Below are 14,392 nucleotides of genomic sequence, written 5' to 3' on the forward strand. Positions count from 1 at the left end.
AAGTACTACTTCTTAACCAGTGCTTCCTTTTTAGATAATAACTTTAAACAGCTTCTATGAATCACCTACGAAAATGGAAAGGAAAAGTAAAGTTTTTCATTATTAATGTTTAATAAATTACAACTCATATTTCAGTAATTTTATGGAGTTACTTATGTATATGGCTGATTCTATTTATATAACTCCTACAGACGATACCATTGTTGCACCTGCCACCACACCTGGTACAAGTGCCATTGCGGTAATACGCATTTCCGGAAAGGAAACGTTTAACATGGTTAATACGCTTTTTAAAGCAAAAGATCTTACAAAACAAGCTACACATACCATCCATTTTGGTACATTACGGGAGGGGAATACAATACTCGATGAAGTACTTGTTTCAATATTCAAAGCTCCAAACTCATTTACTAAAGAAGATGTGATCGAAATATCATGTCATGGCTCAGATTTTATTGTAAGAAAAATAATCCAAGCATTGCTTAAACAAGGAGCACGATTAGCCAGGCCCGGAGAATTTACAAAAAGAGCATTTTTAAATGGGCGGTTTGATTTGACACAAGCAGAAGCAGTTGCAGACTTAATTCACTCAGATTCAGAAGCTTCACATATAGCTGCGATCCATCAAATGCGAGGGGGTATCTCGAATGAAATTAAAAATCTGCGTGAAAAACTAATCCATTTTGCTTCTATGATTGAACTTGAGCTAGACTTTGGTGAAGAAGATGTAGAATTTGCCGATCGTGCTGATCTACAAAAACTGATTACTGAAATTCAAAAAGTATTGAGTTCCTTAATTGAATCTTTTGATGTAGGCAATGCTATAAAAAATGGGGTGCCTACAGTAATTGCCGGTAAACCAAATGCTGGTAAATCGACCTTATTGAATGTATTATTAAATGAAGACAAAGCAATAGTCTCTGCGATACCAGGAACGACACGGGATGCCATAGAAGATGAGGTAATGATTGAGGGAGTCCGTTTCAGAATTATAGATACAGCAGGTTTGCGTGAAACCACCGATACAGTTGAAGCAATAGGTGTATCCCGGACACGAGATAAAATGAAACAAGCCTCACTCATTATCTATCTTTTTGATGCGGCTACTACGAATCCATATGATCTTGAAAAAGAGCTGCAAGAGATAGCTCAATTAAATATACCCTTCATAGTTGTAGCTAATAAAAGCGATCAACTTCTCCCCTCTTCTGCTATTTACCAATGGCCAGAGTCAAGCCAGCTTATCTATATTTCAGCGGCCAATAAATTGAATATAGAAGAGTTAAAATCTAGAATGCTAAAAGAGGTAAAAGCTGAAAAGTTTGTCACAGGAAATACGCTGATCACCAATATCAGACATTATGAAAGCTTACGGCAAACCTACCAGGCGCTGCAAACTGTTTTAACATCCATTAATACAGGGCTCTCAGGTGATCTGCTGGCCTTAGATATCCGGAGTGCTCTATATCATTTAGGAGAAATAACCGGAGAGATTACCACGGATGATCTGCTAGCTACAATTTTCTCTAAATTCTGTATTGGAAAGTAATAGATCATTGAGTTGAATTAGGCCTACCTTTCATTCAAGACTTTTGCTAAGTCTGGCTTAAGAAATTAAAAGCCCGGAAGTCCGGGATTTTAATTTCTTAAGATAACCCCTATACATTATCTTTATATAATGTGATCATGTTTTTGGTAATTGATTCAGGCCTAAAATTTTGTTGATAACACTGCAAAGCATTTTCAGCCACTTGTCTGTATTCTGCAACAGACAAAGTAAACAGATGCTGTAAGCATGAAATAGCTTTAGGAACCGTAGACACGACATAGCCAGCCTTATAAGCCAATACCGTATCTGCAATGGGTATTTTGTCAGAGATAATGATGGGTTTCTTCATAGATAGGGCTTCTACAACACTTAAACCAAAACCTTCAAACCTCGACAACTGAAAATAAGCATACGATTCTTGCAGAATTCTGTATTTTTCCTCCTCTGATACTCGCCCTGTTAAAATTACTTGATTTGTAGTAAGGGTATAATGCTTTAGCAATTGAGTAAACCTCTCTGCTTGATTTGGAGAATAATGTCCTATGAGAACAAATTTCACCTCCGGAAATGTCTTAAGCAATTCAGAGAAAGAAGCTAACATCAGATCTATGCCTTTCTGGTATACATCCATTCTTCCAATAAAGCAAATTTGCTTTTTTAACAAGACAGGCAAGGCGAAAGGATAAGGGGAAACGAAATTAGTAACCAGTTTTATATTGGTATTAGCCGTATATTTTGAAATAGTTAATGCGCCGGAAGGAGTAATCGCGTGTACGGCTCGGGCACCATCCATCACCTGCTTATCAAAAAAAGCCAGGTACAGTTTTTTAAATACGCGTTTACTTACCATACTTTCTTCACTGTACGAATCGTGGGGAGTATGTATATAAGGAATACCCCGTTTCTGAAAATATCTGGCTAAAGCAAAATTAGGCACATAAAATACACTATGCAGGTGAAATAGAAATTCCTGATCTGTTCGCTTCAATTTATTTACCCATTGCTTAAAGCAATATGGTAAATGTAGGCCTAACAACTTGTGTTTAGGAAAATGTAATATTTGTATTCCATTGATTAGTTCTTCTGTATAGCCGGATTCATTTCTATCAAATTGGACAAACACTACATCTACTCCCTCTTTGGTTAACTGATTCGACAATTGGTAGAGATATTCAAGTACACCCAATCCGGAATTAGATTTATAGGCATGGCCGATTTGAAATATCTTCATAAAAAACTAAAATGTGCTATTTCATTAATTAAGTTACTCAAGTAATTGTAAATGAAAACAGAAAAATTAACATTTCCTTAGTGTATTGGTATGGAATGGTCACTATTTCATGCAAATTATTTTATAATTACAATTTGAAACTTAACCCTGGGTATTTAGTTAGAATAATAACCAGGTTCCGGAGAAGGACTTAGTTCAAAATTCTTTGTAGGTATTAGTTTTTTACCTAATTTGGCTTGCCAAAATACAAGTACCAACATGTATTTTGTTTTTTGTATGTATATGTATTCATTCTCAAACAGTAAACCAATATAACCAACCTTATGGCAGATTTTGCAGAATTACATCTAGAAGGTAAAACATATAAGTTGCCTGTAACCATTGGCACTCAAAATGAAAAAGCAATTGATATAAGTGATCTAAGAGACCAGAGTGGATATGTTACCCTTGACAGAGGTTTCAAAAATACAGGCTCAACAAAAAGTGCTATTACCTATCTGGATGGAGAAAATGGCATTCTTCATTACCGGGGTTACCCGATTGAACAACTGGCAGAAAAATCGAATTTCCTTGAAGTGGCCTATTTACTAATTTATGGGGAATTACCTACTCAGCCGCAATTAGATTCGTTTGCCAGAGAAATCTCAATTCATACGTTAGTGAATGAAGATATGCGCAAAATTTTTGATGGCTTCCCTTACAATGGTCATCCGATGGGAATATTATCAGCATTGGTATGTTCCTTAACGGCCTTTTATCCTGAATCGCAAGACCCTAATAAGTATGAGGAAACCCTAGATGCAACCATTATCCGGTTGCTTGCTAAAATGCCGACCATTGCCGCATGGGCTTACAAAAACTCACAAGGCCATCCACTAAATTACCCTAAAAACAATCTGGATTACTGCTCAAACTTCTTATACATGATGTTTGCTTTGCCGGTGGAAGAATACCAGATTGACCCCGTAATTGTGGATGCATTGAACAAGCTGCTGATACTTCATGCAGATCATGAGCAAAATTGCTCCACCTCCACTGTCCGCCTGGTTGGCTCATCCAGAGCAAGCCTGTATTCATCTGTGTCTGCTGGAATTAATGCTTTATGGGGACCTTTACATGGCGGTGCTAATCAGGAAGTTATAGAAATGTTAGAGGCGATTAAAAAAGATGGTGGGGATACAACTAAATTCATCAATAAGGCAAAGGACAAAAATGACAACTTCCGCCTGATGGGTTTTGGTCACCGGGTATATAAGAACTTTGATCCACGGGCGAAAATCATTAAAAAAGCTGCTGACCAGGTTCTTCAACAGTTAGGCATTAATGACCCAGTACTAGAAATAGCTAAAAAATTAGAAGAAGCCGCATTAAGCGATCAATATTTTGTAGAAAGAAGATTATATCCTAATGTAGATTTCTATTCAGGCATTATCTATAGAGCTTTGGGAATTCCTACAAATATGTTTACCGTTATGTTTGCCCTTGGCCGCTTACCTGGTTGGATTGCTCAATGGAAAGAAATGCGTGACCAGAAAGAACCTATCGGAAGACCACGTCAGATTTATACCGGCTATACAGAGAGAAACTATGTTGGTATAAATGAAAGAAAATAGATTCTTATACAAGAACAACAAAAAAGCCATAATCAGATTATGGCTTTTTTTGTTTGCTACGATAATGAAATTAACATAAGTATTATACCGGTGTATCGTATCCGGTAACAATTTTTTCCAGTTCCGGATTTTTAATTACAGGATTGTTTGGTTTTACATATGGCCGTATAATTAACCTGGTATTCTTGTCAAAAGTAAAGTAGCTGTACATCCAGTTCAATAGCACCACAATTTTACTTCGGAAACCGATTAAATACATCAAGTGAATAAGCATCCAGACAACCCAGGCAAAAAGTCCTTTAAAATGTATTTTTCCAGGCATATCAACTACTGCTCTGTTTCTACCCACAGTTGCCATACTTCCTTTATCAACATACTTGAATGGCTTAAGCGACTTCCCTCCTTTTCCAAACATGGTATTTAAATTTCTTGCTAAGTGGCGTCCTTGCTGCATTGCCACAGGAGCAAGCATAGGATGGCCATTAGGGTAATCCTGAGTAGCCATAGATGCGATGTCTCCTATCGCATAAACATTGTCATATCCTACTACTTTGTTAAATTCATCCACTTTAATACGGTTTCCTCGCACAATTGAGTCAGGTTTAAAACCTGGAATCATGTTGCCGGTAACCCCTGCCGCCCATATTAACGTATTAGACGTAATGGTACTCTGATCTTTCAAAAAGACGGTGCGACCATCGTAAGTTTCTACAATCGTGTTTAGCTTGACATTTACCCCAAGTTCCTGTAGATATTTTATCGCATGGTCAGAAGATTTGGTAGACATCCCACCCAGGAGTTTGGAAGATCCTTCGAGTAAATAAATATTCATCTCCTTAAAATTAAGCTCCGGATAATCTCTGGGAAGGATATGATTTTTTAATTCCGCTAAGGCTCCGGCTAACTCCACTCCTGTGGGTCCGCCACCAACAATAACAAAATTCATTAATGCCCTCAGATTTTCCGGTTGATTGACCAGTACTGCTTTTTCAAAATTTTGAAGAATGTTGCTTCGTAAATCTAATGCTTGAGGTATTTGCTTTAGAGGAAAGCACTTCTTCATCAGGTCTTGATTGCCAAAATAATTGGTTTTAGAACCTACACTCACAACCAGTATATCGTAAGATAATTTTCCTATAGAAGTCAGAATCATGTTCTTCTCCGGAATGATTTCATTAACAAGCGCCATTCTGAAATAGAAATTCTTCTTGTTATCAAAAACTTTTCGCAATGGGCTGGCAATAGAGTCTGGCTCTAAAGCGGCCATTGCTACCTGGTATAACAGAGGCTGAAACGTATGATAATTATGCCTGTCAAACATCACCAGCTGTACGTCTTTATCAGATAATGCTTTAGCAAACTCAAGCCCACCAAACCCTCCGCCAATGAGGACTATCCTGGGAAGGTTTGAAGATGGAATTTGGATGGAGAAATCAGTGGATTCTGCCATAATATGAAAATTTAATTTATAAATGATACTTTTTAAACAATGTATTCTTTTAAATGTAGCTAGCTCGGAAGAACGTCACTATTGAACTATTGCTACATAAGGTAAACACCATTAACAAATCGAATGTTCTTTATCTATTGAAAATGCTAGGCAATATTCTTTTATTTAATAAAATTATTGTATAAGACAAAAGGAGATTGCATAGCAAGCCCCTTTTGCAACAATCTATGATACTTTTGAGCATGAAGCTTACCCATAAATTCTAAAGCAATTTTGAAGTACTAAATATCTATACTTTTTAAGACTTAATTCTTAGTGAAAGCAAGTAATGTATTTTAATGGAATAGTAATAATTCTAATTACAGGGCACACGTAAGAATTATACGGTAAAGAACCCGCCATCGTATAGTAAGTTTACCGCATTTCGTGGATTTCTTTAATTATTCCATTTTTAACCCTTTGTCTTTATATATATACACATACCTGCCAACAGAATACACTTGTAGGGCAGTATAAGAAAAAGACAAAGTTTACAAATATATTTTGTCTGCTTACCCCTTCGCTTTTAACTTACACCTCATCAGGTGCATGGCTGGTTTCATTTGTAGCTACTAAAAAATAAAGGGTATATATTCATCTCAACGAAATGTATTGAACAGTATTTATGAAAACAGAATATATACACGCGAACGAACAGGTTATTTTTATTACCAATGATACTTCCATGATGCCTCAATTGATGCCTGGAAGTATGTTATCAGGTCACTATATTGAAACATACTTATGGAGTAAGCAGACTAACGGGGTTTTTGCCATTCTATTGGATGGAGGTATAGTACTGATACGCCGGGTAAAAGAAAATGAGTTAGAGACGAAAGGTATACTAACCCTTTACAGCGATTATAGAAAGAATACCAGCGAAGTAGTAACGGCAGACCAGATTCATAGCATGTATATGATCGATGAAATAATGAAACAAGCAGTGTATTAACAAAAAAAATACACTATCAAAATGAGGGAACGTTGCGATGTTCCCTCATTTTTGATTATACCCCTTTTTATCCTCTCGAGTAATTCCCATTGTTTTTTACACCTACGTATAGTATTTTGAAACAAATTTCGATGAATCTACTTATTAAGTAATAAAAAGTAATTCATGGAAATAGATTCGTCACACGTAAGCAGAACATACTCATTCAAGCAATTCCTTTTACCCGGTTATATTTTCTTATTTTTCTGCATCTGGATATGGACTTTTGTAGAAGCATATGACCTGTATGTATGGATCATGGAAAATATATTGCTTTTCCTAATGGTTGTTGGTGCCGTATTCACCTACAAGAAGTATCCCTTTAGCCATTTAAGCTACAGCTTATTAATAACTTTTTTATTGCTTCATTTATACGGCGCCAGGTACACCTACGAAAATAATCCGCTGGGCTTATGGTTTCAATCAATTGCCGGCACTGAACGAAATTCCTATGACCGGGTAGTGCATTTTTCATTTGGTGCGTTATGGACCTATCCGGTTTATGAACTGATCAGAAAATATGGCAAAATTCCGCTCGTCTTTGCTAGCATAGGTACATTTACCATTCTTACCACATTAGCTTCTTTGTATGAGTTAGTAGAATGGATCGTAGGCGAGGTGTTTTTTCCAGAACAAGGCACCGCCTTTATTGGATTACAAGGAGACGTATGGGATACACAAAAAGATATAGCTCTGGCACTTGTTGGATCACTATTCACCCTAGCACTTATCCTATTTGCAAGAAAACCTACAATTTCCGCTTCAAATGCCTAGAAACTCTGGTACATAATTTCACTCTTAGTAAAGAAAAGTGTAAATTAGTATTTTAAGGTATGATGACGTTTTCATGGTAAACTCACATTGGTATATATTTTTTTTTAGTTTTATACTTTTTTGTAGCGGCCTCACCTGTAACATTAATTCTGTTTTTGCTCAACCTAAAGATATTGCCTTTGACCACATAACCATTGACAAAGGGCTTTCCAGTACCTCTATCTATGCTTTAGCACAAACAGAAGATGGTTTTTTATGGATAGGCACGCAAAATGGGTTAAACCGGTACGATGGATATAGTTTTAAAGTTTTTAACTATATACCAGGTACAAAAACATCTTTATCCAATAACTGGGTCAAGGCTATATGTAAAGATAAGCACGGCCATTTATGGGTTGGCACAAGTTCCGGCCTTAACCGCTTCAACCGCGAAACAGAAGAGTTTACCACCTATTTTAATCACCGGTACCGAAAAAATTCCCTGGCAGACAATAACATTTGGTCCATGTTTGTAGACCGGGAAGGTACCTTATGGATAGGTACCAATAATGGATTGAGCAAATATGACGAGGCTAACGATCAGTTTGTTAACTATTATACCAATAATGGTACTATTGAAGAAACAAGCAGTGCGATCAATACAATCATTGAAGACAATTTCGGTAATCTGTGGGTTGGTACATGGGGAAGCGGTATGTTTTTGTTTAACAAAAAGACTGGCATCTTTACCAATTTTGTTGCCATCACACAGCAACAGCTAGCTGCCAATCAACTAGTTAAAGTGCTTAAATTTGATTCTAAAGGGCTTTTATGGATTGGTACGCAAGATAACGGTTTGCATTGTTATGATAGTACAAGCAGGAAATATACAATTTATAAATATGATAAAAACAACTCACTGAGTATTAACGATAACTCGGTGCTTTCCATCAAGGAAGATAGCCGGAATAACCTTTGGTTTGGAACCTACTCAGGTGGGATCAACTTATATAACCGGAATAAAAAAACCTTCACGCGTTATCAACATGATCTTTTCTCCCCTCAGTCTTTGCAAGGTGAATGGATAACTTCTTTTCTGGAGGATATGGCAGGCAATATCTGGGTTGGCCATGAAAACGGGTTAAGTAAATTCAATCCGCAGGGTCCTAAATTTCTTCACTATAAGCACAATCCGTTCGAGCCAAACAGTATACCGAATAATAATATCAATGTTGTTTTTGAAGATAGAGAAGGTGATGTATGGTTTGGTACCTGGGGAGGCGGGCTTTCGAAATTTAACCTAGAAAAAAATACCTTTACCCATTTTACTCATTCACCGGAAGACCCATCCTCTATTGCTGACAACCGGATCTGGGGAATTACTGAAGATAGTTTTGGTACCCTGTGGATCGCTACCTCCTATGGACTGGATAAAATAGATAAGAAAACAGGCAGGTTTTTACATTTCAATCAATTGAAGGTAGCCAGTAAAATCAACTATATGGCGTTGTCTTCGATGACGGTCGATCAACAAGACAGACTCTGGATTGGTACCTGGGGCAATGGTGTGTATGTGTATGATATCAGAAAGGATACTATTTTTCACCTGTTGCATAATGAAGACGACAACAATTCACTTTCCAACGACAGAATCAAGCATATTTTTGTAGATAGCAGGCAAAACATATGGATTTCAACCTCAGAGGGAGGACTTGACAAAATTACGTTAGATGCAAAGCAAAAGCCTCATTTTCTCCACTACCGGTATGATGTTTCCAAAACACATGGAATCGGTAGTGATAGTCCCTGGATTGTATACGAAGATAGGAAGGGTAAAATCTGGGTAGGAACCGAAGGAGGCGGCCTTAGTTATATGGAACCTTCCGGAAATACCTTCCGGCGTATTCAAACAAAAGGAGCTGTTACTTTTCCCACCAGTATATATGGAATTCTAGAGGATAATGCAGGCAATTTATGGTTAAGCTCCAATAATGGAATCATCCATTACAATCCTGCTACCGGTCAGGTTAAAGGCTATGATGTTACCGACGGCTTGCAAAGCAATGTCTTTTTTTATGGGCACTGCAAAACTAAGAGCGGTGCTATGATTTTTGGAGGCCATAATGGCTTTAACCTTTTTTATCCAGTAAAGATCACAGAAAGCAACTTTACGCCGAAAGTATATTTTGATGAATTACGGGTTTTTAACGAATTGATTGAAGTAGGCAAAACACACAAAAGTGCAAATAGTGGCCAAAAACCCCTTCTTAGCAAACCCTTGTACTTATGTAAAGAAATTAGGTTATCCTACAAAGATTATATTCTTTCTTTTGGTTTTACTTCGCTTGATTTTACCTCTCCAAACAAAAATAAATATGCCTATATGCTGGAGAACTTTGAAGATGAATGGAACTATACGGATGGCAAGAAAAGATATGCTACCTATACTAACCTGCCTCCTGGCGAGTACTTTTTAAAGGTAAAGGGGACCAATAGCGATGGTGTATGGAATACGGAAGCCAATACACTGAAGATTATTATTACGCCACCTTTCTGGCAAACCTGGTGGTTTAAAACACTTGCAGGAAGCATTCTACTACTTATTGCCTATACCATCCACAAAGTATGGGTACAGGTAAAACTGGAAAATCTTTTAGCGCTCGAACGTGTAAAAGCGCAAGAAGCGGAAGCTATCAGAAAAAAAGTGGCCATGGATTTTCATGATGAAATGGGCAACCAATTAGCCAGTATTACAGCTATTATTAACATGATCAACATCCGGCAGAGTAAAAAAGAATTCTATATAGAAGATTTACTTTCCCGATTGAATCAGCATGCACAGACTTTATTTTATGGTACGAAAGACTTTATCTGGTCTATTGACCCTAAAAGTGACAAACTGGAAGTAATACTGCTTAATATAAAAGATTTCGGTGAGGATCTTTTTGATAAAACCGGTATATCGTTTACATTCCAAAATGAATTAGACAATCAGGATTTTATTTTCGCCGGTGGATCTAGCAGGCACATTACACTCATTTGCAAAGAAATTTTTACGAATGTAGTTAAACATGCCCACTGCCAGAATGTACAAGTAAAAGTAACCAGCCCAAATCAACATTTGAATATCTCAATAAAAGATGATGGCTGTGGTTTTGAAATGAAAGGGTCGAAAAAGCATGGGTTTGGACTTGAAAACATGCGTTCCAGGGCTAAGAAAATTAATGGGTATATAGATATTGAATCCAAGCCAGGCCTGGGTACAGAAATCACTTTACGCGTGCTAATCCCGAAAAAGGGGGAGGACAAAAAAAAGATACTTTTGGACATAAGCAATTAATAAAAAAACGATTAAATTTCTGTAGCTGCGTACTTATACCAAAAATAATTTGCTGATTTACCTTTATGAAAAAAGAAACTGGCCTGCGAATCATTATTGTTGAAGATAATATTGTGGTAAAAGAGGCTTTCACAGTATATATTAATGATTTAAGTAACCATTCTGTGGTTAATTCTTATACAAATTGTGAAGATGCTTTAAAAAATCTGTTAGAAGACCATCCAGATATTATCTTAATGGATGTGGATCTTCCTGGGATGAATGGCATACAGGGTATAAAAGAAGCTAGAAAAGTATTACCAACGGTAAATGCCATCGTAATTACTGTACATGATAATACCGAAACTGTATTCGAAGCTCTCTGTGCTGGTGCATCCGGGTATATTACCAAAACGTCAAATCACTTTAAAATTTTGGATGCCATAAATGAAGTTGCTGCCGGTGGAGCACCCATGAGTGGCAATATAGCAAAGATGGTTGTGGAATCGTTTAGAAAAACAACTGAATCTCCCCTAACTAGCAGAGAAACAGAGGTTTTGCATTTGATAGCCAAAGGAAAAAGTTATAAAGATATAGCAGATATCCTATTTGTACACGTTGAAACAATCAAAAGTCATATCAAAAATATATACTTTAAACTTGAGGTAAATAACAAAGCAGCAGCTATAGAAAAAGGCTTAAAAAATAAATTAATTTAGCCAAAGCTCCCTCCTTTTGTCCAAAAATAACATTTAAAAATCCCTATTTCAGGTGATTTACAAAGCTTCAACCTTATAGTATCTTTGTATTGTCGGAATAAAAAAAGATTTTCAACGAGTGCTTGATATCTGATTCTGCCTTTGATAAACATACCCTATAAAGTTGAAATTATGATTCTCCCAAATGCTTCTAAACTAGTTATGCTCTTGTTGAATATTTATTTTAATCTGGCTATGGTGAACCCGTACCTGAATAAAGTGGAGCTATGGAATGTAAAAATGTTAAATTCAGAAGTAGTTGGATTTCCAAGTCAAGCGGGAAATTCTCCGGAAGCTAAAATAGATTTATTGATGCAAGATTATATAAAAAGCCTAACTCAGCTAAAAAATATACAAAATGAAAAAATAGCTTCTTCCATTATGATCTCGACTCGTGAGAGTTTTCTTAAAAGAGCAACAGAAATACAGCCTCAACTTAACATCTGGCTCTCAACGGTAGATGCGAAACAAACCGCTATTTACAAAGAGCAACTATTGATAAAATCGTATTTTAAAATAATCAATGATTTAACAATGGAATGCAGTATAAAACTTAATCTTGAGCAAAATCCTGTTCTAAAAAAGAATTTTAATTCTATGAATGATTTTATGAATGTATTGTATAAGTAAGCAATTATTTACATTTACCAACTATTTACATTATTAATTAATATCTTATATAATATTTACGATAGCATAATACACAAAAGTAAACAACAAAAAGCCTGATGAAATTTCATCAGGCTTTTTGTTGTTTACAATATTAACTTTAAATATATAATTTTGAATAATATTCGTCTACCATTCGATCAGAATCGAACATAGGATAAACATCAAGCATGCTGTTCTTCACCAGTTGCTTCCATCTGTCCGGCTTATTATAATACGTTGGCAGAATTTCATTTTCTAAGATATACATCATGCTGTAAAAATCCTCATTATCCTGCTGATCAATCGGCTGCGTAGGATCAGTAGTTGGAATGACAAAAGCATTTTCACCATGACGGGCGAACTCAATAACCCATCCATCACTAATAGAAAAATTAATTGCCCCATTCATGGCAGCTGTCATCCCACTTGTTCCGGAGGCTTCTCTTGGCCGGCGTGGAGTATTCAACCATATATCCGCACCTTTTTTAAGTAGGGCTGATAAGGCAAGTTCATAACCAACTAATACTGCGCAATTCTTTACTTTTCTGTTGGATGTAACCAAATGGTTGAACACACTTACCGCGTTGGCATCGAGGGGATAGGGTTTTCCTGCCCATATAATTTGTACAGGTCGGTCTTTGTTAGAGATTAATCTGTTAAACCGCATGATATCTCTCTTAATAAGGTCTGGGCGCTTGTATTCAGCAAACCTTCTTGCCCAGACAATGGTCAATACTTCCGGATCAAATATTTTTCCTGTCTGATCACCAACATAGTTCAGTAGGCGTTTTTTCAGGTGCATTTTTCTGTCGAACAACCTTGCATCGTCTCCTTCAGCCAACGATTTATCCAAAATTCCATCTGCCCAATATTTTTTATTTTGCGCATTGGTTATAGCTATAATAGGACATACTCCTTGTTGATCGGCCCACATATCGCGGGAAACTTCGCCATGCAGTTGAGATACACCATTTGCTCGCCGGGAAAGACGTAAACCTACTAGAGTATGGCTGAACATTTCCTCTTCAACCATGGTAATTTTTCTTACTTCTTCCAGAGGAATAGAACTAAAAAAGCCCATATTATCCAGCATTTGAATAGGATGTTCTTCATTTCCGGCTTTCTCTGGCGTGTGCGTAGTAAAACGTACTCTATTTTTTACTTCCTCAACATCACGATTGAACTGGGTGTATAAATGAAAAGCCAGGGGTAAAGCATGACCTTCATTCATATGATAAATATCTGCCCCACCTAAGGCATCCACTACTTTCGCCCCGCCTATGCCCAGAACAATACTTTGTGCGATACGGGTGTAGGTGTTATTATCGTAGAGCTTGTGAGTGATTGTCTGTGCCAGGTGGTCGTTTTCTGCAATATCAGTTGTCAACAGATACATAGGTACTGTACCAAATACCTCAGGACGCAGGTAGTAAGCTTTTACATAAATCTGGTGCTTGTTTACATATACAGGTACAATAATTCCCGGATCTTCTAAAAAATTATAAAACTTTTCAGCAAACAACACATTCATTGTATTGTCACTATTCCTGGTCTGATCATAATATCCATACTTCCACAGTATGCCGATACCGAACAGATTTTGCTTTGTATCATAGGCGCTTCGCATATGTGAACCTGCCAAAAATCCCAGGCCTCCGGAATAAATTTTAAGTGCCGGATGAATGGCAAATTCCATACTAAAATAAGCTACCCGTTTCTTATAGGAGGGGTTATATTCGTAGGGATGTCGTAATGTATGTGGTTGACTCATTGAAAAATAACGTTAGTTTGTTCCAAATATATAGTATTTTTTTTAAAACTGTTTTTTTTTATTAGCGGTTGGTGTTTTCCTTTAAAGTATGATATAAATTAATAAAACAGTTGTATTGCTAGTATGGCTATAAGCTAAGCAGACAGTAGTTAAGAAAATCTGCGGTTACCTTTCCTTACATTGAAATTAAAGTAACTTTCAGAGTATGAGGGCATAAACCAATTATTTGATATAATTTTGCGCTACAATATCTGTTTTTGTAGGTGA

The 14,392-nt window shown here is 36.7% G+C and carries 10 protein-coding genes; 7 read left to right on the forward strand and 3 right to left on the reverse strand.

The features are described from left to right. The first annotated feature begins 160 nt into the window (after nucleotides 1-160). Nucleotides 161-1,549, forward strand: coding sequence for a tRNA uridine-5-carboxymethylaminomethyl(34) synthesis GTPase MnmE (mnmE, locus tag Q0590_RS21730; protein ID WP_302039716.1), 1,389 nt, complete (start codon nucleotides 161-163; stop codon nucleotides 1,547-1,549). Between the two features lie 109 nt (nucleotides 1,550-1,658). On the opposite strand, the gene Q0590_RS21735 is transcribed toward mnmE, so the two are convergent. After that, nucleotides 1,659-2,780 (reverse strand): glycosyltransferase family 4 protein, encoded by a 1,122-nt coding sequence (locus tag Q0590_RS21735; protein WP_302039717.1) that lies wholly within the window; start codon nucleotides 2,778-2,780, stop codon nucleotides 1,659-1,661. Nucleotides 2,781-3,103: 323 nt separating this feature from the next. Here Q0590_RS21735 and Q0590_RS21740 point away from each other — a divergent pair, with 323 nt between their 5' ends. After that, nucleotides 3,104-4,393 (forward strand): citrate synthase, encoded by a 1,290-nt coding sequence (locus Q0590_RS21740; protein ID WP_302039718.1) that lies wholly within the window; start codon nucleotides 3,104-3,106, stop codon nucleotides 4,391-4,393. 82 nt (nucleotides 4,394-4,475) lie between these two features. Here Q0590_RS21740 and Q0590_RS21745 read toward each other — a convergent pair whose 3' ends face one another. Then, entirely contained in the window at nucleotides 4,476-5,843 is a 1,368-nt protein-coding gene (locus Q0590_RS21745; protein ID WP_302039719.1) for an NAD(P)/FAD-dependent oxidoreductase, read from the reverse strand. Between the two features lie 664 nt (nucleotides 5,844-6,507). On the opposite strand from Q0590_RS21745, the gene Q0590_RS21750 reads away from it, so the two are divergent. The 5 genes from Q0590_RS21750 to Q0590_RS21770 all read left to right on the forward strand — a co-directional run bounded on the left by Q0590_RS21750 (nucleotide 6,508) and on the right by Q0590_RS21770 (nucleotide 12,333). Beyond that, nucleotides 6,508-6,834, forward strand: coding sequence for a hypothetical protein (locus tag Q0590_RS21750; protein WP_302039720.1), 327 nt, complete (start codon nucleotides 6,508-6,510; stop codon nucleotides 6,832-6,834). 165 nt (nucleotides 6,835-6,999) lie between these two features. Beyond that, on the forward strand, nucleotides 7,000-7,647 hold the full coding sequence (locus tag Q0590_RS21755) for a DUF2238 domain-containing protein (RefSeq protein WP_302039721.1): 648 nt from the start codon (nucleotides 7,000-7,002) through the stop codon (nucleotides 7,645-7,647). A 73-nt stretch (nucleotides 7,648-7,720) separates the two neighbouring features. Further along, a complete protein-coding gene (locus Q0590_RS21760) occupies nucleotides 7,721-10,966 on the forward strand; it encodes a sensor histidine kinase (protein WP_302039722.1) in 3,246 nt (1,081 codons plus the stop codon). 65 nt (nucleotides 10,967-11,031) lie between these two features. Then, nucleotides 11,032-11,664, forward strand: a complete 633-nt coding sequence (locus tag Q0590_RS21765) for a response regulator transcription factor (protein ID WP_302039723.1) — start codon at nucleotides 11,032-11,034, stop codon at nucleotides 11,662-11,664. Between the two features lie 171 nt (nucleotides 11,665-11,835). Beyond that, entirely contained in the window at nucleotides 11,836-12,333 is a 498-nt protein-coding gene (locus Q0590_RS21770; protein ID WP_302039724.1) for a hypothetical protein, read from the forward strand. A gap of 139 nt (nucleotides 12,334-12,472) precedes the next feature. On the opposite strand, the gene glgP is transcribed toward Q0590_RS21770, so the two are convergent. Then, nucleotides 12,473-14,125: an alpha-glucan family phosphorylase gene (glgP, locus tag Q0590_RS21775; RefSeq protein WP_302039725.1), complete on the reverse strand. Its 1,653-nt coding sequence runs from the start codon at nucleotides 14,123-14,125 to the stop codon at nucleotides 12,473-12,475. Nucleotides 14,126-14,392 lie beyond the last annotated feature (267 nt).

It is taken from the genome of Rhodocytophaga aerolata (assembly GCF_030503435.1).
GTDB classification, from domain to species: Bacteria; Bacteroidota; Bacteroidia; order Cytophagales; family 172606-1; genus Rhodocytophaga; species Rhodocytophaga aerolata.

What these genes read in the sequence shown, in the direction of transcription:
- mnmE (WP_302039716.1), top strand. Translation starts at nt 161, where the DNA reads ATGGCTGATTCTATTTATATAACTCCTACAGACGATACCATTGTTGCA.
- Q0590_RS21735 (WP_302039717.1), bottom strand. Translation starts at nt 2,780, where the DNA reads ATGAAGATATTTCAAATCGGCCATGCCTATAAATCTAATTCCGGATTG.
- Q0590_RS21740 (WP_302039718.1), top strand. Translation starts at nt 3,104, where the DNA reads ATGGCAGATTTTGCAGAATTACATCTAGAAGGTAAAACATATAAGTTG.
- Q0590_RS21745 (WP_302039719.1), bottom strand. Translation starts at nt 5,843, where the DNA reads ATGGCAGAATCCACTGATTTCTCCATCCAAATTCCATCTTCAAACCTT.
- Q0590_RS21750 (WP_302039720.1), top strand. Translation starts at nt 6,508, where the DNA reads ATGAAAACAGAATATATACACGCGAACGAACAGGTTATTTTTATTACC.
- Q0590_RS21755 (WP_302039721.1), top strand. Translation starts at nt 7,000, where the DNA reads ATGGAAATAGATTCGTCACACGTAAGCAGAACATACTCATTCAAGCAA.
- Q0590_RS21760 (WP_302039722.1), top strand. Translation starts at nt 7,721, where the DNA reads ATGGTAAACTCACATTGGTATATATTTTTTTTTAGTTTTATACTTTTT.
- Q0590_RS21765 (WP_302039723.1), top strand. Translation starts at nt 11,032, where the DNA reads ATGAAAAAAGAAACTGGCCTGCGAATCATTATTGTTGAAGATAATATT.
- Q0590_RS21770 (WP_302039724.1), top strand. Translation starts at nt 11,836, where the DNA reads ATGATTCTCCCAAATGCTTCTAAACTAGTTATGCTCTTGTTGAATATT.
- glgP (WP_302039725.1), bottom strand. Translation starts at nt 14,125, where the DNA reads ATGAGTCAACCACATACATTACGACATCCCTACGAATATAACCCCTCC.